The sequence below is a fragment of the Salinicola tamaricis genome, from assembly GCF_003006155.1.
GTDB classification, from domain to species: Bacteria; Pseudomonadota; Gammaproteobacteria; order Pseudomonadales; family Halomonadaceae; genus Salinicola; species Salinicola tamaricis.
Genome location: NZ_CP023559.1, coordinates 3,179,954 through 3,201,605, shown reverse-complemented (window position 1 = coordinate 3,201,605; position 21,652 = coordinate 3,179,954). Strand labels below are relative to the sequence as shown.

At 65.6% G+C, this 21,652-nt stretch carries 21 protein-coding genes and 2 pseudogenes; 10 read left to right on the top strand and 13 right to left on the bottom strand.

Annotation, left to right across the window (positions count from 1 at the left end):
• Positions 1-295: 295 nt before the first annotated feature.
• The 4 genes and pseudogenes from CN538_RS14800 to CN538_RS14785 form a co-directional block, all read right to left on the bottom strand.
• Positions 296-1,960 (bottom strand): protein adenylyltransferase SelO, encoded by a 1,665-nt coding sequence (locus CN538_RS14800; RefSeq protein ID WP_106419937.1) that lies wholly within the window; start codon positions 1,958-1,960, stop codon positions 296-298.
• A 199-nt stretch (positions 1,961-2,159) separates the two neighbouring features.
• Positions 2,160-3,026, bottom strand: a complete 867-nt coding sequence (locus tag CN538_RS14795) for a glucosaminidase domain-containing protein (protein WP_242495185.1) — start codon at positions 3,024-3,026, stop codon at positions 2,160-2,162.
• A 187-nt stretch (positions 3,027-3,213) separates the two neighbouring features.
• Positions 3,214-5,109, bottom strand: a pseudogene (gene htpG / locus CN538_RS14790) (molecular chaperone HtpG).
• Between the two features lie 97 nt (positions 5,110-5,206).
• The gene (locus CN538_RS14785) at positions 5,207-5,566 is read right to left on the bottom strand and encodes a YkvA family protein (protein ID WP_106419936.1); all 360 of its coding nucleotides are present in this window, start codon (positions 5,564-5,566) and stop codon (positions 5,207-5,209) included.
• 193 nt (positions 5,567-5,759) lie between these two features.
• On the opposite strand from CN538_RS14785, the gene CN538_RS14780 reads away from it, so the two are divergent.
• Entirely contained in the window at positions 5,760-7,739 is a 1,980-nt protein-coding gene (locus CN538_RS14780; protein ID WP_106419935.1) for a transglycosylase SLT domain-containing protein, read from the top strand.
• Between the two features lie 132 nt (positions 7,740-7,871).
• Here CN538_RS14780 and CN538_RS14775 read toward each other — a convergent pair whose 3' ends face one another.
• Both CN538_RS14775 and CN538_RS14770 read right to left on the bottom strand, forming a co-directional pair.
• On the bottom strand, positions 7,872-8,450 hold the full coding sequence (locus tag CN538_RS14775; protein WP_106419934.1) for an exopolysaccharide biosynthesis protein: 579 nt from the start codon (positions 8,448-8,450) through the stop codon (positions 7,872-7,874).
• Between the two features lie 82 nt (positions 8,451-8,532).
• Positions 8,533-8,949: an NINE protein gene (locus tag CN538_RS14770; protein ID WP_035471070.1), complete on the bottom strand. Its 417-nt coding sequence runs from the start codon at positions 8,947-8,949 to the stop codon at positions 8,533-8,535.
• Between the two features lie 528 nt (positions 8,950-9,477).
• On the opposite strand from CN538_RS14770, the gene CN538_RS14765 reads away from it, so the two are divergent.
• The gene (locus tag CN538_RS14765) at positions 9,478-9,684 is read left to right on the top strand and encodes a cold-shock protein (RefSeq protein ID WP_035471072.1); all 207 of its coding nucleotides are present in this window, start codon (positions 9,478-9,480) and stop codon (positions 9,682-9,684) included.
• A 127-nt stretch (positions 9,685-9,811) separates the two neighbouring features.
• Here the strand turns inward: CN538_RS14765 and CN538_RS14760 are convergent, their stop codons facing one another.
• The 5 genes from CN538_RS14760 to CN538_RS14745 all read right to left on the bottom strand — a co-directional run bounded on the left by CN538_RS14760 (position 9,812) and on the right by CN538_RS14745 (position 13,384).
• Positions 9,812-10,252 carry a nucleoside deaminase gene (locus tag CN538_RS14760; protein ID WP_106419933.1) on the bottom strand — a complete coding sequence of 147 codons (441 nt, stop codon included), beginning with the start codon at positions 10,250-10,252 and terminating at the stop codon, positions 9,812-9,814.
• A gap of 46 nt (positions 10,253-10,298) precedes the next feature.
• A complete protein-coding gene (locus CN538_RS14755; protein ID WP_340638123.1) occupies positions 10,299-11,054 on the bottom strand; it encodes a YegS/Rv2252/BmrU family lipid kinase in 756 nt (251 codons plus the stop codon).
• Positions 11,030-11,218: a hypothetical protein gene (locus CN538_RS25355; RefSeq protein ID WP_340638122.1), complete on the bottom strand. Its 189-nt coding sequence runs from the start codon at positions 11,216-11,218 to the stop codon at positions 11,030-11,032. The genes CN538_RS14755 and CN538_RS25355 overlap by 25 nt, the downstream gene beginning before the upstream one ends.
• Before the next feature lie 191 nt (positions 11,219-11,409).
• Positions 11,410-12,576, bottom strand: coding sequence for a multidrug effflux MFS transporter (locus tag CN538_RS14750; RefSeq protein WP_207233513.1), 1,167 nt, complete (start codon positions 12,574-12,576; stop codon positions 11,410-11,412).
• A gap of 109 nt (positions 12,577-12,685) precedes the next feature.
• Entirely contained in the window at positions 12,686-13,384 is a 699-nt protein-coding gene (locus tag CN538_RS14745; RefSeq protein ID WP_106419932.1) for an MgtC/SapB family protein, read from the bottom strand.
• Between the two features lie 140 nt (positions 13,385-13,524).
• Here CN538_RS14745 and CN538_RS14740 point away from each other — a divergent pair, with 140 nt between their 5' ends.
• From CN538_RS14740 to CN538_RS14730, 3 genes are all read left to right on the top strand, one after another.
• A complete protein-coding gene (locus CN538_RS14740; RefSeq protein WP_242495183.1) occupies positions 13,525-14,373 on the top strand; it encodes a formate/nitrite transporter family protein in 849 nt (282 codons plus the stop codon).
• 136 nt (positions 14,374-14,509) lie between these two features.
• Positions 14,510-15,187 (top strand): hypothetical protein, encoded by a 678-nt coding sequence (locus CN538_RS14735; protein WP_106419931.1) that lies wholly within the window; start codon positions 14,510-14,512, stop codon positions 15,185-15,187.
• Positions 15,188-15,210: 23 nt separating this feature from the next.
• Positions 15,211-15,759 carry a FlgO family outer membrane protein gene (locus tag CN538_RS14730; RefSeq protein WP_106419930.1) on the top strand — a complete coding sequence of 183 codons (549 nt, stop codon included), beginning with the start codon at positions 15,211-15,213 and terminating at the stop codon, positions 15,757-15,759.
• Between the two features lie 89 nt (positions 15,760-15,848).
• On the opposite strand, the pseudogene CN538_RS14725 reads toward CN538_RS14730, so the two are convergent.
• Positions 15,849-17,539, bottom strand: a pseudogene (locus tag CN538_RS14725) (2-isopropylmalate synthase).
• Between the two features lie 257 nt (positions 17,540-17,796).
• Here CN538_RS14725 and CN538_RS14720 point away from each other — a divergent pair.
• From CN538_RS14720 to CN538_RS14705, 5 genes are all read left to right on the top strand, one after another.
• Positions 17,797-18,282, top strand: coding sequence for an Lrp/AsnC family transcriptional regulator (locus CN538_RS14720; protein WP_106419929.1), 486 nt, complete (start codon positions 17,797-17,799; stop codon positions 18,280-18,282).
• Positions 18,283-18,438: 156 nt separating this feature from the next.
• On the top strand, positions 18,439-18,954 hold the full coding sequence (locus CN538_RS14715) for an invasion associated locus B family protein (RefSeq protein ID WP_106419928.1): 516 nt from the start codon (positions 18,439-18,441) through the stop codon (positions 18,952-18,954).
• Between the two features lie 233 nt (positions 18,955-19,187).
• Complete coding sequence (locus tag CN538_RS14710) at positions 19,188-20,156, top strand: tripartite tricarboxylate transporter substrate binding protein (RefSeq protein ID WP_106419927.1); 969 nt, start codon at positions 19,188-19,190, stop codon at positions 20,154-20,156.
• Between the two features lie 53 nt (positions 20,157-20,209).
• Complete coding sequence (locus CN538_RS24575) at positions 20,210-20,488, top strand: aldolase/citrate lyase family protein (RefSeq protein WP_277985027.1); 279 nt, start codon at positions 20,210-20,212, stop codon at positions 20,486-20,488.
• On the top strand, positions 20,488-21,030 hold the full coding sequence (locus CN538_RS14705) for an HpcH/HpaI aldolase family protein (RefSeq protein WP_277985026.1): 543 nt from the start codon (positions 20,488-20,490) through the stop codon (positions 21,028-21,030). Before CN538_RS24575 ends, CN538_RS14705 begins: the two co-directional genes overlap by 1 nt.
• A gap of 51 nt (positions 21,031-21,081) precedes the next feature.
• On the opposite strand, the gene CN538_RS14700 is transcribed toward CN538_RS14705, so the two are convergent.
• Positions 21,082-21,357, bottom strand: a complete 276-nt coding sequence (locus tag CN538_RS14700) for a DUF1127 domain-containing protein (RefSeq protein WP_106419926.1) — start codon at positions 21,355-21,357, stop codon at positions 21,082-21,084.
• Between the last annotated feature and the right edge of the window lie 295 nt (positions 21,358-21,652).

Sequence of the window (21,652 nt, the reverse complement as noted above, 5' to 3'; positions counted from 1 at the left end):
GGGGCTAGCCCCGCGCAGCGCCAAAGCGGACACGGCATCGCTCGATCGGCCATGCGTCGATTCTCCTATGGGGGTCGAGATAAGGGCGCCCTCCCCCGCACCAGCGGTGCCGCCGAACGCCGATCGACGGCCGTCCAGCAACGCCACCCGCGCAAGGGAGAGCGCCTGAGTGAGCCCAAGTGTTCGATAAAGCCGACGGCGGGATCAAGACGAACGCAGAAAAACCAACCCGATCAATATTTTATGATGGCCATAACTGAATCGTTATGCTTAAAAACATGCTCAACCCTTTGATTCAAAAGGCGAAAAACAGACCTTCAGCATGAGTTATCGATGCCATAACGCATCCCTTATTCGCCCTGAAAGGGGCGCTTTGCGCGTCTCTAGCGCGGCGAACGGGTCGAGGCCGACGCGTCGGGGCGGGAAGCCTCTGCGCCAGGCCCCGGGCGGCACCTGGCGGAGGCGGAGTCGAGGTCGGCTCAGGAAAAACTCGAGACAGGCTCAAGAGGAACAGGAGAGGCACCGGCGGCGCGCTGGCCGCTGGCGCTTCGGCCCAGGCGGCCATGCCCGGGCGCGCCTCGAACGGCGACGCCAGCAGCTCGCGGAAGGTACGCAGCGGCTCGGCATCACCGGCCTGGGCCGCTTCGATCACCTGCTGCGCCAGATGGGTGCGCAGCACGTAGAGCGGGTTGACCCGGCGCATCGCCGCCAGCCGCTCGGTCTCGCCCCGCGACTCATGCGCGAGACGCGCACGGTAACGCTTGAGCCACTCATCGAGCTGGGGATCAGCGACCTCTTCACCGAGCACCAGCCCACCGGCGACATCGTTCTCGGACAGGGCGCGGAAGCTGCGGTGGAAATCCGCCTGCGCCCGCCCCAGCATCTCCAGCCAGTCATCGATCAGCGCCCCATCTTCCTCGCGCTCGACCTCCAGCCCCAACCGAGCGCGCATCAGGATGGCGTAGGCCGCCTGCAGCGTTGGCTCGTAGCTGTCGAGGATCTCGCGCAAACGCTCGGGATCGATCAGCGGCGTCAGACACTGGGCCAGCACGGTGAGGTTCCACAGCGCGACCCCGGGCTGCTGGTCGAAAGCGTAGCGCCCGCTGGCATCGGTGTGATTAGGGGTGAGCTGAGGGTCGAAGCGATCCATGAAGGCGTAGGGGCCATAGTCCAGCGTCAGCCCCAGGATCGACATGTTGTCGGTGTTCATCACCGCGTGCACGAAGCCGTAGGCCTGCCAGCGCGCGATCAGCTCAGCGGTGCGTGTCACCACATCCTGATAGAGCGCCTCCAGCGGTGCCGGCTGGGTCGCGAGCTGCGGCCGATGACGCTCGATCACGTGGTGCATCAGATGTTCGATGTCGTCGCTGCGCTTCTGCTGGTAGAGCCACTCGAAGTGGCCGAAGCGCACGTGGCTCTCGGCCACACGCAGCAGGGTGGCACCGGGCTCGACCCGCTCGCGCATCACCTTCTCGCCATTGACCGCGACCGCCAGCGCCAGGGTAGTGGGAATGCGTAGACCGGCCATCGCCTCGCCGGCGAGATACTCGCGGATCGACGAGCGCAGCACCGCGCGGCCGTCGCCGAAACGCGAATACGGCGTCTGGCCGGCGCCCTTGAGATGCAGATCGCAGGGCCCCTGCGGGGTCAGCGCCTCACCCAGCAGCAGCCCACGGCCGTCGCCCAGTGCCGGATTGTAGGTGCCGAACTGGTGCCCGGTGTACTTCTGTGCCAGCGGGTCCATGCCCGGCAGCATGGTCGCGCCGCTCATCAGCGCGGTGAGCCGATCGCGGTCGATCGCCTCGGGGTCGAGGCCGAGCCGCAGCGCCGCGGTCGGGCTCAGATCGAGCAGTCGCGTCTCGGCCCACACACTGGGCGTGACCCGGGTAAAGAAGTCCTCCGGGAAGCGCGACCAGACGTTATCGAAAACCAGCGCGTCGAGACCGTTGTCAGCCGTCATGCCGTCCTCCTCGAAGCGGGGTAAGGTAGTGGCGAGTATCGTGGCGTGATAGTGGCGGGAATGACTCCCTAGCTTACACCCTCACCCCGCGGCCCTGCACACCATGTCATACACACCAGCGTGCATCGCAGGCGGCCCCCGCCGGGCGCTGCCCGAGGGCAGGCGCGAGGCGTGGCATGAAAGGTCGGGAGAGGTGGTCTCAGGCCGGGCTGGCGTCGCTGTCGCCGGCATCCAGACCGTGGTCGCGGATCAGCTCGCCATTGGTGCGCAGCAGCGCCAGCAGCTGTTGCTGATAGTCGGGTGAGGTGGAGTAGTTATGCAGCTTGCCGATCAGCCGCTCGGCCGAGATCGAGCGCCCGCGCGTGGCCAGCGTCATGCGCTCTTGGCGCAGCTGGGTATAGGCACGGTGAGTATTGAGATTGTGTAGATAGGCACGCACCCCGTCGCGCACGCTGTCGAACACCTGAAAGCGCCGCGAGGTGCCGTTCTGGGCGATGCCACAACCGGGCGAGAAGCAGCGCATGCCGAACAGGTTGTTGCTCTCACGGGCGATACGCGAGGTGCCCCAGCCGGACTCCTCGACGGCCTGGATCACCACCATCTCCAGCGGAATGGTATTGACCCGGCTGAGCAACTCCTGGCTCACCTGGCCCGGCTTGCAACTCACCCCGTAGGCGTCGCACAGCCGCGCCAGGCGCGCCTTTTCGTCGTCGCGCAGCGGATTGACCCGGGTGCTGATCGCGAACAGCCAGTTGCGGTCGCGCTGAATCTGCGCATTTTCGGCCTGGACCAGCGGCACCAGCAGACCGAGGAAGGCCGCCTTGCGCTTGGCACCGGCCTTGTACTCGCGCAGATCGGGCAGCTCGCTGACCGGGTCCAAGGCTGGCTGGGTGACGCTACTGTAGAGGGTGGGCGCAGTTTCGGATGCCGGTTCGGCCTGAGCCGACATCGGAAACGGGGCTTGCGCCAGGGTCAGTACGGCAGTCAAGGCCAGGGCGGTGGTACGACGACTGAGCCCCGGCCAGCGGGGCGATCGCCCGCCGGCCGGGGGAAAGGATCGCGACATAGTGGCGCTCCTCGTATGGAAAGATGGCAGCAGGCTAACAGCAATTCGCCGCCAAGTTGAGTAAATAACGTGCAAAATCGTCATCAAGGGTGTGACTTTTCCGGTCCCGGAAAGCACTCGGCCGGCCCCGTGACGGGGCCGGCCGAGCCAGCGGACGTGGTGCCGAGCGAGGTCGGCGTCGGAGCGGTCAGGCGCTCAGCAGCGCATTGAGACGCTTCACGTAGGCGGCCGGATCATCGAGATGACCGCCCTCGGCGATCACCGCCTGATCGAGCAGAATGCGCGACAGATCGCCGAAGCGTTCACCGTCGGCGGACTCCAGTCGGGCGACCAGCGCATGCTCTGGATTGAGCTCGAGGATCGGCTTGACCTCGGGCAGGGTCTGGCCTGCGGCCTCCATCAGCCGGCGCATCTGGAAGCCCATCTCGTGCTCGGGCAGCACCACGCAGGCCGGCGAATCGGTCAGCCGGTGGGTCACACGAACCTCCTGGACATCCTCGCCCAGCGCCTCCTTGACCCGCTTGACCAGATCTTCCTTGGCCTTGGCGGTCTCTTCCTGGGCCTGCTTCTCGGCCTCGTCAGCCATGTCGTCGAGGTCCAGGTCGCCCTTGGCCACGTCGGCCAGCGACTTGCCGTCGAACTCGGTGAGGTGGCTCATCAGCCACTCGTCGATGCGGTCGTGCAGCAGCACCACCTCGATGCCCTTCTTGCGGAAGATCTCCAGGTGCGGGCTGTGGCGCGCGGCGTTGAAGCTATCGGCGACGATGTAATAGATCTTCTGCTGGCCCGCCTTCATGCGCTCGACGTAGTCCGCCAGCGACTGGTCCTGCACGCTGCTGTCGGTATGGGTGGTCGAGAAGCGCAGCAGCTCGGCGATCTTGTCACGGTTGGCGTAGTCCTCCGCCGGCCCCTCCTTGAGCACGCTGCCGAAGGTGTTCCAGAAGGTCTGATAGGCCTCCTTGTCCTTGGCCAGCTTCTTGAGCATGTCCAGCGCACGCTTGGTCAGCGCCGACTTCATCGAATCGACCTGGGGTGACTTCTGCAGCAGCTCGCGCGAGACGTTGAGCGGCAGATCCTTGGAGTCGAGCACGCCCTTGACGAAACGCAGGTAGAGCGGCAGGAAGGCTTCGGCGTCGTCCATGATGAAGACGCGCTGGACATAGAGCTTGAGCCCGCGCACGCCGTCACGCTGATAGAGATCGAACGGGGCGCGCTCGGGCACGTAGAGCAGGCTGGTGTACTCGAGCTTGCCCTCGACCTTGTTATGGCTCCAGGTCAGCGGGTCGCTGAAGTCATGGGCGATGTGCTTGTAGAACGCCTTGTACTCGTCGTCGCTGATCTCGGCCTTGGGCCGCACCACAGCGCGGTCGCCTCGTTGACCGTCTCCCAGCTGACGGTCTCGCTGCCGTCGATCTCGTTGCCCTCTTCGTCACGGGCCTTCTCGACCTTGGGCATGCGCACCGGCACGTCGATATGGTCGGAGTACTTGCGCACCAGATTCTTGAGGCGGAAGTCGTCGGCGAACTCCTTGGCGTCCTCCTTGAGGTGCAGCACGATCTCGGTACCGCGCTCGGGGCGCTCGATATCGGCGATGGTGAACTCGCCCTCGCCCTTGGAGCGCCACTCCACGCCCTGCTCGTTGTCGGCACGGCGGGTGCGCACCACCATCTCATCGGCGACGATGAAGCCGGAGTAGAACCCCACCCGAACTGGCCGATCAGCTTGGCATCCTTCTGCTTTTCGCCGGGAGCTGCTTGAGGAATTCGGCGGTGCCGCTCTTGGCGATGGTGCCGAGATTCTGGATCACCTCGTCGCGGCTCATACCGATGCCGGTGTCGCGCACGGTGACGGTGCCGGCGTCGGCATCGTGTTCGATCTCGATCCTGAGCTCCGGGTCCTGACCGTAGAGCGCGTCGTTCTCCAGCGCTTCGTAACGCAGCTTGTCGCAGGCGTCGGCCGCGTTGGAGATCAGCTCACGCAGGAAGATCTCCCGGTTGGAGTACAGGGAGTGGATCATCAAGTGCAACAGCTGCTTGACCTCGGTCTGGAAACCGAGCGTTTCTTCTTGGGTGGCAGTGGTCATCGGTGAGCCTCTTGACACGGTTGCGAAGTAAAAGACCAAGGAAATGAAGACGATCAGCGATATGGGGGTGGGTAGCGGCTTTTCAACCATCGCCGTTTCAGGCCCCGCGATTCTCAGCCACCGCGTTGGGCGCGGCGGAATCGTCGTCCCAGCCCTTCCAGCGCCGGTAGCCGTCGAGCGCACGATCGACCCGGGTGAGCAGCCAGCCGACGATGAAGACGTCGTCGACCAGGCCGATCACCATCAGGAAGTCGGGAATCAGATCGAGCGGCGAGACCAGATAGACCAGCGCCGCGGCCATCCAGGCGAAGGCCGCCCACGGCACCGGGCGGTAGCGTCCGCGCACCACGTCGGCGGTCATCGGGCCGAATACCCGGAAAGCCCGGCCGATACGCGCCAGCGCGCCACCGCGCTGCTTGAGCCGCGAGAGTTGAGTCAACCAACGCCAAGGTGTCATACGCTCGGCCTCCTTGAGAAAAGCGCCGCTTATCGGGCGATGGGCAATGGCGCCCTGAGGCTATACATGGTTACGATTGTGCCTGGATTCAACGCCGGGGACAGTGGCGCGGCCATGCCGCCCCCGGCGCACGACATCCATGCCGGCGGCCTGCCCCGGCGTGAGAGGCACCGACCCGATGAGAGAGTTCCCAATGCCCGCATTTCTTCAGCGTAGTCTCGGCAAGCGCCAACCCTGGCTGCGCCGCTGTTTCGCCGGTGCCCTGGGGCTGGCGCTGGCCGCCCCGGCCCTGGCCGCCACATCGAGCGACGACCTGGTGATGAAGCAGGCCCTGGACGCCGCGCGCGACCAGCGCTGGGACGCGATCGACCAGGCCGCGATCCAGGATCACGTGCTCGCCGGCTACGTCGAGTACCATCGCCTGCGCGCGCGCCTGAGCACCGCCTCCGCCGCCGAGGTCAACGACTTCATCACCCGCTACGGCGACTCGCCGCTGGCGGGATGGATGCGCGGTACGGCGCAGACGCGCTTCGGTCAGCTGGGCCGTTTCGCCGATCTGCTCGCGATCAGCGACGGCGAGCCCGACGGGGCCATTCGTCAGTGCTACTACTATACCGCCCTGCTCGACCGTGACCCCGCCCGCGCCGCGGCAGGCGGCGAGAAGCTGTGGCATGTCGGCGCCTCCCAGCCGGACGCCTGCGACACCCTGTTTGCCACCCTGACCCAGCGCGGCGTGCTCACCGACGAGGACACCTGGGAGCGCATGATGCTGGCCTGGGAGAACGGCCAGAGCGGCCTGGTGAGCTATCTCGAGCGGAATCTGGGAGATGCCTGGCAGCCCGCCATCACCCAGTTCGAGCGCCTCAGTGCCAACTACGCTGCGGTCACCCAGATCCCCCAGGACCTGGGTCCCGGGAAAGGTGCCGCCGGTGCGCTGACCGCGGCCACCATGCACGCTTTCACCCGCGCCGATACCGAGGCCGCACTGGAGGCATGGCGCAAGATCGCGCCGCACGCCGCACTGAGCGACGCGCAGCGTGAGCGCGTCGAGCACGACCTGGCGTTCTACTCCATGGTCCGCGATGTCGCCAACAATCAGGGCTGGGTCGACGCCAACCTGCCGCGGCTCGCCGACGCCGACCTGATCGAACTGCGCATCCGCAATGCGGTGACCGCGGGCCATTGGCAGAACGTTGTGCGCTGGACCCAGGCGCTGCCCGCCGAGGCGCGCGGCGACGCCCACTGGCAGTACTGGCTGGGACGCGCCCAGGCGGCACTGGGCAACGACGAGGCCGCGCGCCGTGCCTATGCGAACGCGGCCAGCGAGCGCAGCTTCTTCGGCTTCGCCGCCGCCGACCGCCTGGGCCAGCCTTATCATCTGCAGATGAGCGACACTCGTGTCACCACGCTACAGCAGGAGCTGGCCAACATGCTGCCGGTGGTCCAGCGCACCGAAGCGCTGATGCGCATCGGCGAGGAGGGGCTGGCGCGCAGCGAGTGGTATACCGCCGCCGCCCGCGATACCCCGGAGCAGGCCGCGGCCCTGGCCGACTACGCCATCCGCCAGGGCTGGTACGCCATGGCGGTGCAGACCACCATCGCCGCCAAGCAGTGGGACGCCCTGCCGTGGCGCTTCCCGGCCGCCTATCGCGAATCCTTCCTGCACTGGGGCGAGCGCCAGCAGGTCGACCCCTTCCTGCTGATGGGCATTGCCCGCCGCGAGAGCGCCTTCAACCCCGAGGCGATGTCGCCGGTGGGTGCCCGCGGCCTGATGCAGCTGATGCCAGGTACTGCCGACCACGTGGCGCGCCAGCTCGGCATCGCCGCGCCCAGCAGTAGCGAGCTGTTCCAGCCGCAGACCAATATCCGCCTCGGCAGCAGCTATATCCGCAGCATGCTGGAGCGCTATCGCGGCAACCGTATTGCCGCCACCGCCGCCTACAACGCCGGGCCCCAGCGGGTCGACCGCTGGCTGACCAGTGCCCCGCAGGAGTTCGACCGCTTCGTCGAGAGTATCCCGTTCCGCGAGACCCGCGACTACGTGCAAGCGGTGCTCGCCTATCGGGTGATCTTCGAGAGTCTCGCCAAGCAGGGTGATACCCAGGGCGTGGCCATGCTGACGCCGGCCGAGCGCCAGGGGCGCTACGATCCGACCCTGATCGCCCGTAACTGAGGGACTCGTCGTTCTCTGAAGGAGGCTCTGCCGGCCCCCGCGCGTCGCCCGCAGGGTCCGGCAGCAGGGTCTGGCAGAGAGTGTCGAGGGCCCCAGCCTTGCCCAGCAAGACTGGGGCCCTGGGTGAGGGAATTACAGCAACCAGATACCCAGCCCAATGCCTCCACCGAGGGTAATCAACAGCCCCGCCAGCATCATCAGGCCGTCACCGGCGGTCAGCCCCAGTGCCATTACCACGATCGCCAGCGCCGGCAGCGCGGCCGCGAATGGCAGCAACTCCAGCGGCATCATCGACAGCCCCAGCAGGGTCATCAGCAGCGCCAGCAGGCGCTGGGTCAAACTGCCCAGCAGCCACGTCAGGCGCGGCTGCAGCAGGCGATCGATACGCCGGGTCCAGGGCTTGGCGCGTGCGGTGATGCGGTGCCAGCGGTCGTGACTGATACCCCGCTGGGCGAGTCGCCGGGGCAGCCAGGGCGCGCGCCGCCCGAGCACCAGCTGGATCGCCATCAGCGCGATGAAGATTCCGCACAGGCTGGGCACGCCCGGCACGCCGCCGGTGGGCAGCAGCGCGATCAACCCCGGTATCAGCACCACCGGGCCGAAACCGCGTGCATTGAAGGTCTCGACGATGTCACTGAGGGTGATGGTGTCATCCTCGACACGCTCGTCGAGAGTTTCGAAGATAGCGGTGAGCTTCAGCCGCTCCGCCATGCGTCACCTCCCTGTGACGTTGAAACGCTTTAACTTTGAAACCCTGGGACGTTGAAAAGAGATGCGGCCGCATCAGCCAGGGTTAGAGACCGCGGCGCGCGTGCTTGAGCGAGATCTGATCGTTGAGGGTCCAGAAATCGTAGAGCACGCCGAGCAGGAAGAAGCCACCTGTCACCAGATAGAGCAGACCGGTTAGCCACTTGCCCATGTACATGCGGTGGATGCCGAAGACACCCAAAAAGGTGAGCAGTATCCACGCCAGGGTGTAGCTGATCGGGCCGGCGCGGAAACGCAGATCCGCCTGCCGATCCATGGCCGGGATCAGGAACAGATCGATCAGCCAGCCGATGCCGAGCAATCCCAGCGTCAGAAACCATAGGGTACCGGTGACCGGCTTGCCATAATAGAAGCGGTGAGAACCGGTGAAACCGAAGATCCACAACAGGTAGCCGATGATCTTGCTGTGGGTATCGTTGAGTGCGACTTCGCCTCGTGCCACGGAAACAACTCCTGAACTGTCCAAACACAGATACCGCGAGCCAGGCTCGCGGTGAGCGATAGCTTACCCGAGAGCCCCCTCTTCATGCACCCTGCGCTTGCCTAGAGCACTGGCAAGGGTCTCTTGGCGGCAGACGAATGCCAGTCGAATCCTCTAGCCCGCCGCGAACGGTGCAATCCAATCGTCATATACATATGGGTAACTTCTTAAAAAGGGTTAAGAAAACCATACCCGGTGCCGCGATCGCCCCGGAAAAAAGGCGCGGAAGGGCTGTAGACGTGCACGTTTTTTCCATCTATGGTGCTTTAGCGGGGCATGGAGATCACACGACCAAAGTCAAGCCGCAGCGCTTGACGGTCCAGATGACCCCCATGCATCATCCGCTGCGTAGGTTTGCAGGTAGAATGTCGTCAGTTGTCAGTCGCTCGTCGAACTCCTCTTGCGCATTCCCCCCTAGTCTTACCACGCATTTCGAGCTGCCCGTGGGGGGTGCTCGGCTTCACTACTAGCAAGTTAAGGAAATCGACAATGGCAACCGGCACTGTCAAATGGTTTAACGACACCAAAGGCTACGGGTTCATCTCTCCCGATGACGGCGGCGATGACCTGTTCGCGCACTTCTCCGAAATTCAGGCAGAAGGCTTCAAAACCCTGCAAGACGGCCAGAAGGTCACCTTCGACGTCACCCAGGGCAAGAAAGGCCTTCAGGCCGCCAACATCAAGGTCAGCGGCTGAGTTAGCCCGCCCTTGAGAAGAAAGCCCACCTTAGCGGTGGGCTTTTTTATGCGCGCCGTTTGCATGTGCGCCGTGTTCACGGCATCGCATATCTGGGCACCCTTTCATGCCGGTGTCGCCGGCCGCGTCAGCTCTCGCCGATATCTTCGTTCCAGACCTCGGGATGAGCATCGATGAAACGCGTCATCAGCTCGCGGCAAGTGGCGTCGTCGAGCACCTCGACGCTGACGCCGCGCTCGCGCAGCAGCGCCTCCTCGCCGAGGAAGGTGCGGTTCTCCCCCACCACCACCCGCGGTATGCCATAGAGCAGGATCGCCCCGCTGCACATCGAACACGGCGACAGCGTGGTGTAGAGCACACTGTTGCGGTAGACGCTGGCAGGCTGTCGGCCGGCGTTCTCCAGCGCATCCATTTCGCCGTGCAGCACGGCGCTGCCGCGCTGCTGGCGCTGATTGTGGCCGCGCCCGATGATCCGCCCCTCGTGCACCAGCACTGAGCCGATCGGCACGCCGCCCTCTTCCAGACCCAGACGCGCCTGCTCGATAGCCGCCTGCATGAAGTCATCCATATCGTGCTCTCCCGAAGGCTGGGGTCAATGATCGCTCGGTCGTCTCTCAGTCATCTCTCAATAACGGGCAGCGCGACGGCACCACCAGCGGCAACGCCTCACTCTCCAGCGAGGCGCGGAAGCGACGATAGCGACGCGGCTCGCCATCGAGGTTGAGCGGGAAGGCGCCGTCGCTGTCGAACTCCACCCACGGCACCCGCAGATAGCGTACGAACTCGCCGTCGTTGGGCAGATTCTCCAGTTCATCGATGATGCGCTTGAGCTCGCCGAGCGAGCTGAAGTGGCGCACGAACAACAGCTCCAGCAGACCATCGTCGATCCGGGCCGAAGGCGCCAGCCGCTGACCGCCGCCGGCCTGGGCCCCGTTGCCGATCGCCAGCATGAACAGCGGCACCCGCGCCTCACCCTCGGGCCAGCGCAGATGCCCCTCGAACGGCTGGTAGTTCCACGCCTTGAGCATCCCCATCAGCGAGTAGGCCCCGCCGCCGAGCAGGCGTTTGAGCCCGACAGGGGTCGAGGTGGTGATCTCGGCACCGAAGCCCCCGGAGGCGACATTGATGAACGCCTCGTCATCAAGCATGCCGACATCCACACGCCGGGTATCGCCGGTCAGCGCCAGCTCGAGCGCGGCCGTCGGGGTCATCGGCAGTTCGAGACCATGGGCGAAGTCGTTGGCGCTGCCCAGCGGCAGAATACCCAGCGCGGGACGCTGCTCGGCCGGGTGGCGCATCAACCCGGCGACGGTCTCGTTGATCGAGCCATCGCCGCCGCCGGCGATCACCCGGGCGGCGCCCGCCGCCACCGCTTCGTCGACCAGCCGAGTCCCGTCCCCCCCCCCCAGGTGACACGCACCGCCAGGTCGTGCCCCCGCTCACGCAGCGACGTCACCGCGCTGCGAATCTCCGGCTGCTGCGCGGACTTGCCGTTGAGTATCAACCACGTAGTGCCCTCGCCATGACTGGCCATACCGATCGAATCCTTTCCTTGGGGCGACGCTCGCGCCGCGCCTTGATCTTCCGCTGTCACCGCCATGCAGTCTAGGCGTTGTACGCAAAACTGCCTTCATTCGCCGACTTTGATACAAAGCCTAGCAGCACGCCGCCGCGACGGCTGCTCGCCCTGGCTACGCCAGACCGCTATGGGCTGCCTCGCCGCCCTCAGCCCCAGCGCCGCGCCAGGCACCACAGCAGCAGCCCGCCGCCGGTGCACAGCGCGGTGAGCGTGAATTGAGGTGCCAGCGGCGTCATCAGCGCCAGGGTGGCGACGATCGCCCCGCCGCCCAGCTGGATCGCCCCGAGCAGCGCCGCGGCGGTGCCGGCGCGCTCGGGAAACGGCTCCAACGCCAGGCTGGCCGCGGAACCCAATATCATCGAGAAGCCCACCGAGAGTAGCGCCACCGGCGCCATGAAGGTGGCCACGGAGAGCGGCACGCCCAGGTAGAGCGCGGAGACCAGCACGCCACCGCCCACCACCACCACGAGCCCGCGTTTTACCGTGGCTTGGCGCCCCCAGCGATGCATCAAGCGTGGCACGAAGAAGAACGCCAGGGTGCTCACCAGCGCGTTGGCGCCGAACCACAGGCTGAACACCCACTCGGGCTGCCCTAGCCGATCCATCACGATCACCGGGGCGGCCGAGACGTAGACCAGAATCGCCGCCATCATCGTGCTCACCACCAGCGCATAATAGAGAAAGCGCGGGTGGCCGAGCACCGGACGATAGCGTGACCAGCGGTAGAGACGGCGTTCTATCGGGGTATCGGCCGGCCGCGTCTCGCCGAAGCGCCACCAGGCGCCGAAACACAGCAGCGCGGCAAAGGCCATCATGAAAGCGAAGTTGCTGCGCCAGCCGAAAGCCACGGTGAGCGCGCCACCGATCACCGGAGCGAGCGAGGGTACCAGCGTCAGCGAGCCGTTGAGATAGCTGTAGAGCTTGGCCCCGGTCTCTGGCGGATAGCTGTCGCGCACCGCGGCGAAAGCCACCGTGACCGTGGCGCAGGCGCCCAGCCCCTGCAACACGCGGGCGGCATAGAGCCACTCCAGACTTGCGGCACTCAGCCCCATCAGCGCCCCGGCGAAATAGGTCAGGGCGCCGCCGAGCAACACCGGCCGGCGCCCAAAGCGGTCGGCCAGCGGCCCTACCAGTACCTGCCCGACGCCCACGCTGAGCAGGAACAGGGTGATGGTCACCTGGAGCGCGGCGAACGGACGCTCGTACTCGCGCGCCATCGCGGTCAACGCCGGCAGATAGATATCGATGGCCAGGGGCGACAGCATGACTGCGCCCATCAGCACCCAAAACGGCGGTCGTCCTCTGCCCTGCATCGCAACCTCGTCATCCCGTCAAGAGCGCCCACTCTAGCGGCTGGCGCGAGGATGACAAGCATTCCCGTCGCCGCCCGGCGGCGAGCGCGTGGAGGGCCGGACATGACAGTCAGCCGTCGCCTGCGGGCGTCAGCTGGAACTCGCGCAGCGCCGACAGACCACGCAGATGCGTCGCCAGCGGCCCTAGGTGTCCACGATCGTGGGTGCGCAGCAGCAGGCGATACTCGAACTGTGCACCATCGTCGCGGGTGCGATAGCTCAGGCTCTCGACATGCAGGCCATAGCCCTGGACCAGCGCCAGGATATCGCGCTCCTCGGGTACCTCGGCGCTGGCGTAGCGCAGCGTGCAACGGGCGTAGAGCCTGCCGGGCAGACGCGCCTCGACCCGACGGAACAGCGACAGCGTCAGCAGCGTGATCAGGGTCGCCATGATCCCCGGAAACAGAAAGCCGATGCCGTAGAGAATGCCCAGTGCCGCGGTGATCCAGATCGAGGCGGCGGTGGTCAGCCCGCGCACGGTCAGCCCCTCCTTGAAGATCACCCCCGCGCCGAGAAAGCCGATCCCGGTCATGATGCCCTGGGCCATGCGCGTGGGGTCGGTGCGCACCGTGGCCTCGGGCACCGTGTCCCCCAACCACTGCCACTGGTAGACCGTCACCATCATCAGCAGCGCCGAGGCCACGCATACCAGGGCGTGGGTGCGAAACCCCGCCGGTCGGCCATGGAAGGTGCGCTCCAGGCCAATCAGGCTGCCCGCCAGCCAGGCCATGCCCAGGTGAATCAGAATGGTCACACTGACTGCCGACATTCGTGGCTATCTCCCTGCCTCATTTACCGCTATCGTTTCAGCATCAGATACGTTCCAGCATAACCGCCGTCGTGGCCATGACCAGTTCGCGCGCGGCGGTCATGCCGTGCGTCCCGTCCATCGCTCGGAAGGATCCGACCTTGAACAAGCCCAACGACTTGACTCCGCCCAGCCGCGTTCGCGATGAGCAGGAGGAGCACGACCTGCAGCTCGATGGCGACAATCTTCCCTCCCGCGCCGCCGCCGTCCACGAAAAGATCCGCGAAGAGGGCGAGAAGGAGCTCAATCGCACCGTCTCCGCGCTGGCATGGTCAGCGGTGGCCGCCGGCCTGTCGATGAGCTTTTCGATGCTCGCCAAGGGACTGCTGCGGGCTCATCTACCGGATACCGATGTCGGCTTCCTGGTCGAGTCATTCGGCTACACCATCGGCTTTCTGGTGGTGATCATGGCACGTCAGCAGCTGTTCACCGAGAATACCGTCACGGCGGTCCTGCCGGCGATGAGTCAGCCACGCCTGAGCAAGTTCCTGTGCCTGCTGCGGTTGTGGGGCGTGGTGCTGCTCGGCAACCTGGTCGGGGTGGCGGTCTCGGCCTGGGCGATCCTCGCTCTGCCGATCTTCTCCGCGGAGACCCATCAAGCGTTTCTCACCCTGGGCGAGCACATCCTGGAAAACACGCCGATGCAGATGTTCGCCAAGGGCATCGTCGCCGGGTGGATGATCGCCACCATGGTGTGGCTGCTGCCCAGCGCCGGCAGCGCCAAGATCTGGGTGATCCTGATCGTGACCTATCTGGTGGCGATCGGCGAGTTCACGCATATCATCGTCGGCTCCACCGAGGTGATGTATCTGGTCTTCTCCGGCCACGCCAGCTGGTCCGAGTACCTCTTCCACTTCGGCCTGCCGACGCTGCTGGGCAACGTCTTCGGCGGCACCTTCATCTTCGCGCTGATCAGTCACGCGCAGATCCGCAGCGACGGCGAACGCTAGCCGCTGTCAGGCAAGCACTGCGCTCGCCTGACGCGGTTTTCCCCGGCCGCGCTCAAGCCGAGCGCGTGCCCGCCGATACTTTCCGAGAGCCACACACATAAAGACGCCCCGGCGATCGGACAGGAACTCTCTACACATGTCATTGAAACCTTGGGTGCTGCTCTGCGGCCTGCCGCTGCTGAGCGGCTGCTTCGGCGTCAACACCTCCCAGGCACCGCTGGCCACCACCTACCCGGCGACCACCCAGCAGCGCATGCAGGCCGCCTATCACTGGGAAGTACTGGCGCGCCACGAGGCCAAGGCCATCATGGCCGACCGCCGACTCGACCGGCGCGCGCTCTACCTCAAGCCCCCCGAGACCGAGACCGCCTTCAGCCGCGGCTTTCGTTCGCTGCTGACCAGCGAGCTGGTGAGACAGGGCGCCACGGTCAGAACCAGCGATCTCGGCGCGGCCACCGTCACCTTCGACGTACAGGTCGTGGCGCATCGGGATCGCCAGCCGATCCGTCCGCCCCAGGGCGCGCTGACCGCGCTGGCGGCGGGCATCGCGGTGGCGACGATTCCGTTCAACCACTGGTCGGAGCCTTCGCTGGCGCTGATTCCCGCCGCCGGGCTGGTCGACCTGTTCAGCGGCAGCTGGACCTCGGAGAGCGACGAGGAGGTGATCATCACCGTTCAGGCCGATGAGTATCAGACCCTGCTCTACTCCTCCTCCAATCTCTACTACATCAACCCCGGCGATAGCGGCCAGTACGGTCGTGCGCCGGCCGCCACCGCCGAACGCGGCCAGCTCAAGGTATCTTCACAATGGTAAGGCGCAGCACAGAGAGGTCCGCCATGTCCGTATCCTACTGCGCTCGGCTTTCGCTGCTCGTGCTGCTGCTGGCGACACTGGCGGGCTGCTCGATGCTCGACCCCAACGGCCGCCCGCACCAGCTGACCACGCTGGAGCGGGTCGACGCGGCGGCCAAGGCGCTGGTCGAGAACAGCCAGGGGCGGCTCGAAGACAGCGCACCGCTGGTCGCCACCACCTTCGTCGACGTCGACCACCTGGGACAATCCTCGACCCTGGGTCGCACCCTGAGCGAGATGTTCGTCTCGCGGCTGGTCGAATCGGGCCAGAAGGTGATCGAGGTCAAGCTGCGCAACAGCCTCTACATCGAAGAGAACACCGGCGAGCTGATCCTGTCGCGCAACGTGCAGCGGCTGAGTCAGGATTACGACGCCAGCGCGGTGCTGGTGGGCACCTACGCCCAGGCTCAGGACCGGCTGTTCATCAACGCCCGGGTGGTACGTATCTCTGATCGCGCCATCCTCGGCGCGACCAGCTTCGAGCTGCCGCTCAACAACGACCTGCGCACGCTGCTGCCGCCCAGCTACCCCTGAACCGAGCTCACCGGAGACGATCTCGACAACGCAGAAGGGCGCCCAGTGGGCGCCCTTCTCGTCTTGCGTCGCGGCTGTCGATCCAGGCTTCAGTCGACGGTGGTCGCGCGCGCCTCGGTGGTCTGCGGCGCCCCCTGGGCCTCGGCCAGGTTGATCCCGGAAAGGATCGCCTTGAGCGATGCACTGACGGTATCGCTGTCCTCGGCTACCGCGCAGATGCGCTGACCGCCGACATTGAGCTGGACGAAGGCGATGGCGTTGGCGTCGCTGTCACCGCCCAGCGAGTGCTCGCTGTAGTCGATGATCCCTACGCTGGTGCCGGTATGACGCTGCCAAGCATCGGTGAAGGAGGACATCGCACCGTTGCCCTTGCCCGACAGGCGCAGGGTCTCGGCCCCCTGCCACAGGGTCACCTCGATGCCCTCCTCCTGCCCTTTGGAGAGCCGGTAGTCGGCCAGCGACAGCGGCGCTTCACGCTGGAAGTTGTCGAACATCACCTGACGAATGATCTCGCTGGAGAGCTCGCTGGCGCGCACCTCGCTCTCCTTCTGCACGTACGGCGCCAGCGCCAGCATCATCCAGCGCGGCAGGCTGATGCCGTAGTCGCGCTCGAGCAGAAACGCCATGCCGCCCTTGCCGGACTGACTGTTGACGCGGATCACCGCCTGGTAGTCGCGGCCGATGTCGCGCGGATCGATGGGCAGATAGGCCACCTGCCACGGCTCATCGGGGCGCTGCTTCTTGAGCGACTTGCGGATGGCGTCCTGATGGCTGCCGGAGAAGGCGGTGTAGACCATCTCGCCGACCCAGGGGTGGCGCGGATGCATCGCGATACCGGTGCACTCCTGCACCACCTGGATGATCTCGTCCGGGTTGGAGAGATCGAGTTCGGGGTCGATACCCTGGCTGTAGAGGTTCATCGCCAGGGTGACGATATCCATGTTGCCGGTGCGCTCGCCGTTGCCCAGCAGGGTTCCCTCGACGCGCTCGGCGCCCGCCAGCAACGCGAGCTCGGCAGAGGCGGCGGCACCGCCACGGTCGTTATGGGTGTGCACCGAGATGATCACGCTGTCGCGATTCTTGATGTGCTGGCAGAAGTACTCGATCTGATCGGCGTGGGGTGAGGTCCGGCGACCTCGACCGTGGTCGGCAGGTTGAGGATGCACTTATTGTCCGGAGTCGGCTGCCAGACATCCATCACCGCCTCGCAGATCTCCAGCGAGAAATCGATCTCGGTGCTGGAGAAGCTCTCCGGGGTGTACTCGAAGCACCACTCGATCTGCGGATAGCGCGCGGCGTAAGTCTTGACCCAGGTCGCCCCCTGCACCGCGATATCGACGATCCCTGCGCGGTCCATCTCGAACACCCGCTCGCGCTGGGTGGTGGAGGTGGAGTTGTAGAGGTGGACGATCGCCCGCTTGGCCCCGACCAGCGACTCGAAGGTCTTCTCGATCAGGTGCTCGCGGCACTGCACCAATACGGCGATGGTGACATCCTCAGGGATCTGATCCTCTTCGATCAGCCAGCGCACGAAGTCATAGTCCGGCTGGCTCGCCGAGGGGAAGCCGACCATCACTTCCTTGATCCCGACCTTCACGATCTGGTGCCAGAAACGCTGCTTCTGAGCCACGCTCATCGGCTCGAGCAGGGCCTGGTTGCCATCGCGTAGGTCTTCGCTGACCCAGATCGGGGCGTGATCGAGATCACGATCCGGCCACTGGCGGTCGAAGGCGGGTACCCGGGGAGCCGGGCGGTACTTGCGATGATCGAAGGCAGACATGGCAACCATCCTGACGAGGTAAAAGAGCCGACGGATTGTGGGGCGCGCCGTGGGCGCGAGCCCCGCTGTTGAGCCGCCGCGGGTCGCAGCGGAAACGGGGGCCGGCCCCCCGGATGCGGGAGCCGGCCCGAAGCTGCTTGTGGCAGCAGAGACAGTGTACGGCTTTTGTGCCGACAGGACATTGCGAAGATCGATCTTTCTCGACATCAGATGGCATAATCTGCCAACGAAGAACAAACATGAGACAGATATTGCCAATGAACGCCCCACAGCCCCACGCACTCGATCGCTACGACCGACGCATTCTCGAACTGATCCAGCAGGAGGGACGGATCAGCAACCAGGAACTGGCCGAGCGCATCGGCCTTTCGCCCTCGCCCTGCCTGCGCCGCCTGCGCGCGCTGGAGGAGAGCGGCCTGATCCTCGGCTACCGCGCCCTGGTCGACGCGCGACAGCTGGGATACCGGCTAATGGCGCTCGTACACATCTCCATGGATCGCCACACGCCGGAGCGCTTCGCCAACTTCGAGCGTCAGGTGGCGGCGCTGCCCCAGGTCCAGGAGTGTTTGATGATCACCGGCCAGGAGGTCGACTATCAGCTCAAGATCCGGGTCGAGGACATGGATGACTATCAGCAGCTTCTGCTGCAGCACATCACGCCGATCGAGGGCGTCTCAGGCGTTCACTCCAACTTCGTACTGCGGCCGGTGTTCGAAAACCGCGGCGTGCCGGTGGCGCCCTGAGTGCGTACCCGACACCGACCGGCGTCGCCCAAACCGCGACTGGCCACGCCGGCGCCGAGCGTGCTGGAATGACGTGAACGCCGTCTCACGCCTTACGTGAATTCGGCCATACTCATGCATGACACCGCGTGACCGATCACAACACAGGAAAATGCCATGTCTTTGCGCCGTACCCTGCTCGCCTCGCTGCTGCCGCTGGCCGCCGCCATCCTGACGCCGGCTCAGGCCCAGCAGCCGAGCGCACCGCAGGTCGATACTCAGCAGTTCCAATCCTGGGAAGTGCGCTGCCCCAAGGGCGGCGAGCGACAGAGCTGCGTGATGAGCCAGGTGGTCAACAACCCCGACAGCAACGATCCGCTGATGCGCGCCATGGTCGGTCACCCGGCCCAGGCCGATGGCCCGGTCATGGTCTTCCTGCTGCCACTGGGCGTGCGCCTGGCACCGGGCATCCAGCTGCAGGTGGATGACAACGAGCCGGTGGGCATGCCCTATCAGGTCTGCCTGCAGCAGGGCTGCCGCGCCAATCTGGCGCTGTCGCCGCAGCTGCTTACCCAGCTCCGTGGCGGTACCAAGGCCACCGTCAGCGCCATCGCCCCGGACGGCAAGCGCCTCGACATGGATCTCTCGCTGATGGGCTTCACCAGCGCCAGCCAGCGCATCGCTTCGCAGTAAAGAGCCCTCTCCCACACTCGAGATGCCAGGTCCGGCGCCGCGCGCCGGACCGATCTCGGCCACGCCCGCCAGGGCGCCCGCCACTGGCAGGCCCGCTCTTTTATCCACGCTCTTAGACGTTGGCGCAATTGTGCCCACTTCGAGCGCTTGATATGACTTTGTGTGCAAAAGTCATCTCACCCCGTTCCGCGCCGGCACGCCGTCAGCGCTCGAGAGATCCCCCGAGAGGTTCCATGAACGTCAAGCGCACCTTGAAGCTCCTGCTCGCCGCCGCCGTGGTGGCCTCCCCGGCGGCTTGGGCAGAGTATCCCGACAAGCCCATCACCCTGATCGTGCCCTGGGCCGCCGGCGGCGGCACCGATGCCACCGCGCGGATCATCGCCAGCGCGCTGGAGCAGGAGCTGGGGCAGACGATCAACGTGGTCAACCGCACCGGCGGCAGCGGCGTGGTCGGCCACACCGCCATCGCCAACGCCCGCCCGGATGGCTATACCCTGGGCCTGGCCACGGTGGAACTGGACATGATGCACTGGCAGGGGCTCACCAGCCTGACCTATCAGGACTTCACCCCGATCGGCCAAATCAACTTCGACTCGGCCAGCCTCTCGGTGGGCGAGGACTCACCCTTCAAGGACCTCGAGGATTTCGTGGCCCAGGTCAAATCCCATCCGGCGGGCACCTATACCGCCTCGGGCACCGGCCTCGGCGGCATCTGGCACGTGGCCCTGAACGGTTTCCTGATGGATCAGGGCATCGCCGCCGGCAAGCTGACCTGGATTCCCAGCCAGGGGTCGGCACCAGCGATGACCGAACTCGCCTCCGGCAGCATCGACGTGGTCGCCTCCTCGCTGCCGGAAGCGCGCGCCATGATCGAGGCCGGCGAGATTCGTAGCCTTGGCGTGATGACCCCGGAGCGCCTGAGCGGCTTTCCCGATATTCCCACCTTCCACGAGCAGCTCGGCAGCGACTTCAGCCTCGGCGCCTGGCGCGGTGTGGTCGGCCCCAAGGGGCTCGACGAGGCGGTGGTGCAGCGACTCGAGACGGCGCTGAAGACAGCCTACGACAGCGACGCCTATCAGAACTTCATGGCCAAGCAGGGCTACGGCGTGGTATGGCGTGATGCCGACGGCTTCGCCACGCTGATGGCCGAGGACGACGCCAAGTTCGGCGAGATCATGAAACAGATGGGGCTGGCCCACTGAGACCATCACTCTTCCGGCGTCGCCGGACGCCGGATCACCAAGGACCGATACGCATGCAGCTCCCGCACAATCCGTTTCACGCCGCGCTGGATGGGCAGACCCGCTACGGCTGCTGGGCCGGCTTCGGCACCGGCTATGCCACCGAGATCCTCGCCACTACCGGCTTCGACTGGCTGCTGATCGATGGTGAGCACGCACCCAATACCGTGCCCAGCATCCTCGCACAGCTGCAGGCGGTGGCGCCCTACCCCCCTGCCCCCGGTAGTGCGCTGCCGTCAATCACGACCCGGCGCTGCTCAAGCAGCTCCTCGATATCGGTACCCAGACGCTGATGGTGCCGATGGTCGACACCGCCGAGCAGGCGGCGCAGCTGGTCGCAGCGACCCGCTACCCGCCACGTGGCTTCCGTGGTGTAGGCGGCGGCCTCACCCGCGCCACGCGCTGGGACGCGATCCCCGACTATCTCGCCCGCGCCCACGAGACGCTGTGGTCTGATCGTCAGGTCGAATCCCGCGCGGGCGTCGACAACGCCGCGGCGATCGCCGCCACCGAGGGCGTGGATGCGATCTTCGTCGGGCCGATCGATCTCTCCACCGGCGTCGGCCATGTCGGCAACCCCAATCACCCTGACGTCCAGGCGATGATCCGCCATACCCTGGAGGTCACCAAGGCCGCAGGCAAGGCAGCCGGCATCCTGGCGCCGGCCGAAGCGGACGCCAAACGCTACGCCGAGTGGGGGTTCGATTTCATCGCCGTGGGTATCGATATCAGCCTGCTGCGTCAGGCAGCACTCGAGACGGTGTCGCGGTATAAAGAGGACGTTTCCCGGCGTCCTCGAGCCTGGGATATTGATGCCACGCCAGGTCAACGATAAAACGCCCCAAAAAATAAAAAGCCCCGGCCACACCAAGTGGCCGGGGCTTCGCTAAGCCAGCGTTTCTCCACAATATCGACACACTCGCGGCACGGCTTCCGGCGCCTCGGCGGCCGATGCTCTCGGCGTATCAGCAGTTGTCGGCGCCGGCGGTGCGTCGCACTTTATCTCCGTGCTGACTGGCACGATCGTGCCCTGCTCTGCGCGCAGGCCGATATCCCGCAGCATGTGGGCATTGAGATGGGAGAGCGCGCGCCAGTCCTGCCGGCGACGACGGGCGAGAGCCAGGCGGGCCTTGAGCGCATTGATGAGAGTCGTCAGTTTCATGCTTGTCCACTCCGTCAGTCGGAGGCCGGACAAGTATCGCGATGATGGCGGGTAAGACTTTCCACTCTCTATCGGCCGCGATACTCGTCGCGGCCGATAACGATCTGTTACCCCAGGCGCACGACGTGACGACGAACTCGATTATTGTGCTGGCGCACATGGATCGAGAACATCGAAAAGGTCGGGCGATGGAATAGGGTCATGATCGCGTCCAGAGAAAATACCGATATCGGCAGAAATGCCGGCGTGTCTGAATGACACTTGCGGCCCTTTCGATTAAAGCGAGAGCCATTAG

Excerpts from the sequence above, each read along its gene's own strand:
- CN538_RS14720 (WP_106419929.1), top strand. The coding sequence starts at position 17,797 with ATGAACGCCCCACAGCCCCACGCACTCGATCGCTACGACCGACGCATT.
- CN538_RS14750 (WP_207233513.1), bottom strand. The coding sequence starts at position 12,576 with ATGCAGGGCAGAGGACGACCGCCGTTTTGGGTGCTGATGGGCGCAGTC.
- CN538_RS14765 (WP_035471072.1), top strand. The coding sequence starts at position 9,478 with ATGGCAACCGGCACTGTCAAATGGTTTAACGACACCAAAGGCTACGGG.
- CN538_RS14700 (WP_106419926.1), bottom strand. The coding sequence starts at position 21,357 with ATGAAACTGACGACTCTCATCAATGCGCTCAAGGCCCGCCTGGCTCTC.
- CN538_RS14710 (WP_106419927.1), top strand. The coding sequence starts at position 19,188 with ATGAACGTCAAGCGCACCTTGAAGCTCCTGCTCGCCGCCGCCGTGGTG.
- CN538_RS14780 (WP_106419935.1), top strand. The coding sequence starts at position 5,760 with ATGCCCGCATTTCTTCAGCGTAGTCTCGGCAAGCGCCAACCCTGGCTG.
- CN538_RS14730 (WP_106419930.1), top strand. The coding sequence starts at position 15,211 with ATGTCCGTATCCTACTGCGCTCGGCTTTCGCTGCTCGTGCTGCTGCTG.
- CN538_RS14795 (WP_242495185.1), bottom strand. The coding sequence starts at position 3,026 with ATGTCGCGATCCTTTCCCCCGGCCGGCGGGCGATCGCCCCGCTGGCCG.
- CN538_RS14745 (WP_106419932.1), bottom strand. The coding sequence starts at position 13,384 with ATGTCGGCAGTCAGTGTGACCATTCTGATTCACCTGGGCATGGCCTGG.
- CN538_RS14735 (WP_106419931.1), top strand. The coding sequence starts at position 14,510 with ATGTCATTGAAACCTTGGGTGCTGCTCTGCGGCCTGCCGCTGCTGAGC.
- CN538_RS14775 (WP_106419934.1), bottom strand. The coding sequence starts at position 8,450 with ATGGCGGAGCGGCTGAAGCTCACCGCTATCTTCGAAACTCTCGACGAG.
- CN538_RS14760 (WP_106419933.1), bottom strand. The coding sequence starts at position 10,252 with ATGGATGACTTCATGCAGGCGGCTATCGAGCAGGCGCGTCTGGGTCTG.
- CN538_RS14715 (WP_106419928.1), top strand. The coding sequence starts at position 18,439 with ATGTCTTTGCGCCGTACCCTGCTCGCCTCGCTGCTGCCGCTGGCCGCC.
- CN538_RS14705 (WP_277985026.1), top strand. The coding sequence starts at position 20,488 with ATGGTGCCGATGGTCGACACCGCCGAGCAGGCGGCGCAGCTGGTCGCA.
- CN538_RS14800 (WP_106419937.1), bottom strand. The coding sequence starts at position 1,960 with ATGACGGCTGACAACGGTCTCGACGCGCTGGTTTTCGATAACGTCTGG.
- CN538_RS14785 (WP_106419936.1), bottom strand. The coding sequence starts at position 5,566 with ATGACACCTTGGCGTTGGTTGACTCAACTCTCGCGGCTCAAGCAGCGC.
- CN538_RS24575 (WP_277985027.1), top strand. The coding sequence starts at position 20,210 with ATGCAGCTCCCGCACAATCCGTTTCACGCCGCGCTGGATGGGCAGACC.
- CN538_RS25355 (WP_340638122.1), bottom strand. The coding sequence starts at position 11,218 with ATGGCCAGTCATGGCGAGGGCACTACGTGGTTGATACTCAACGGCAAG.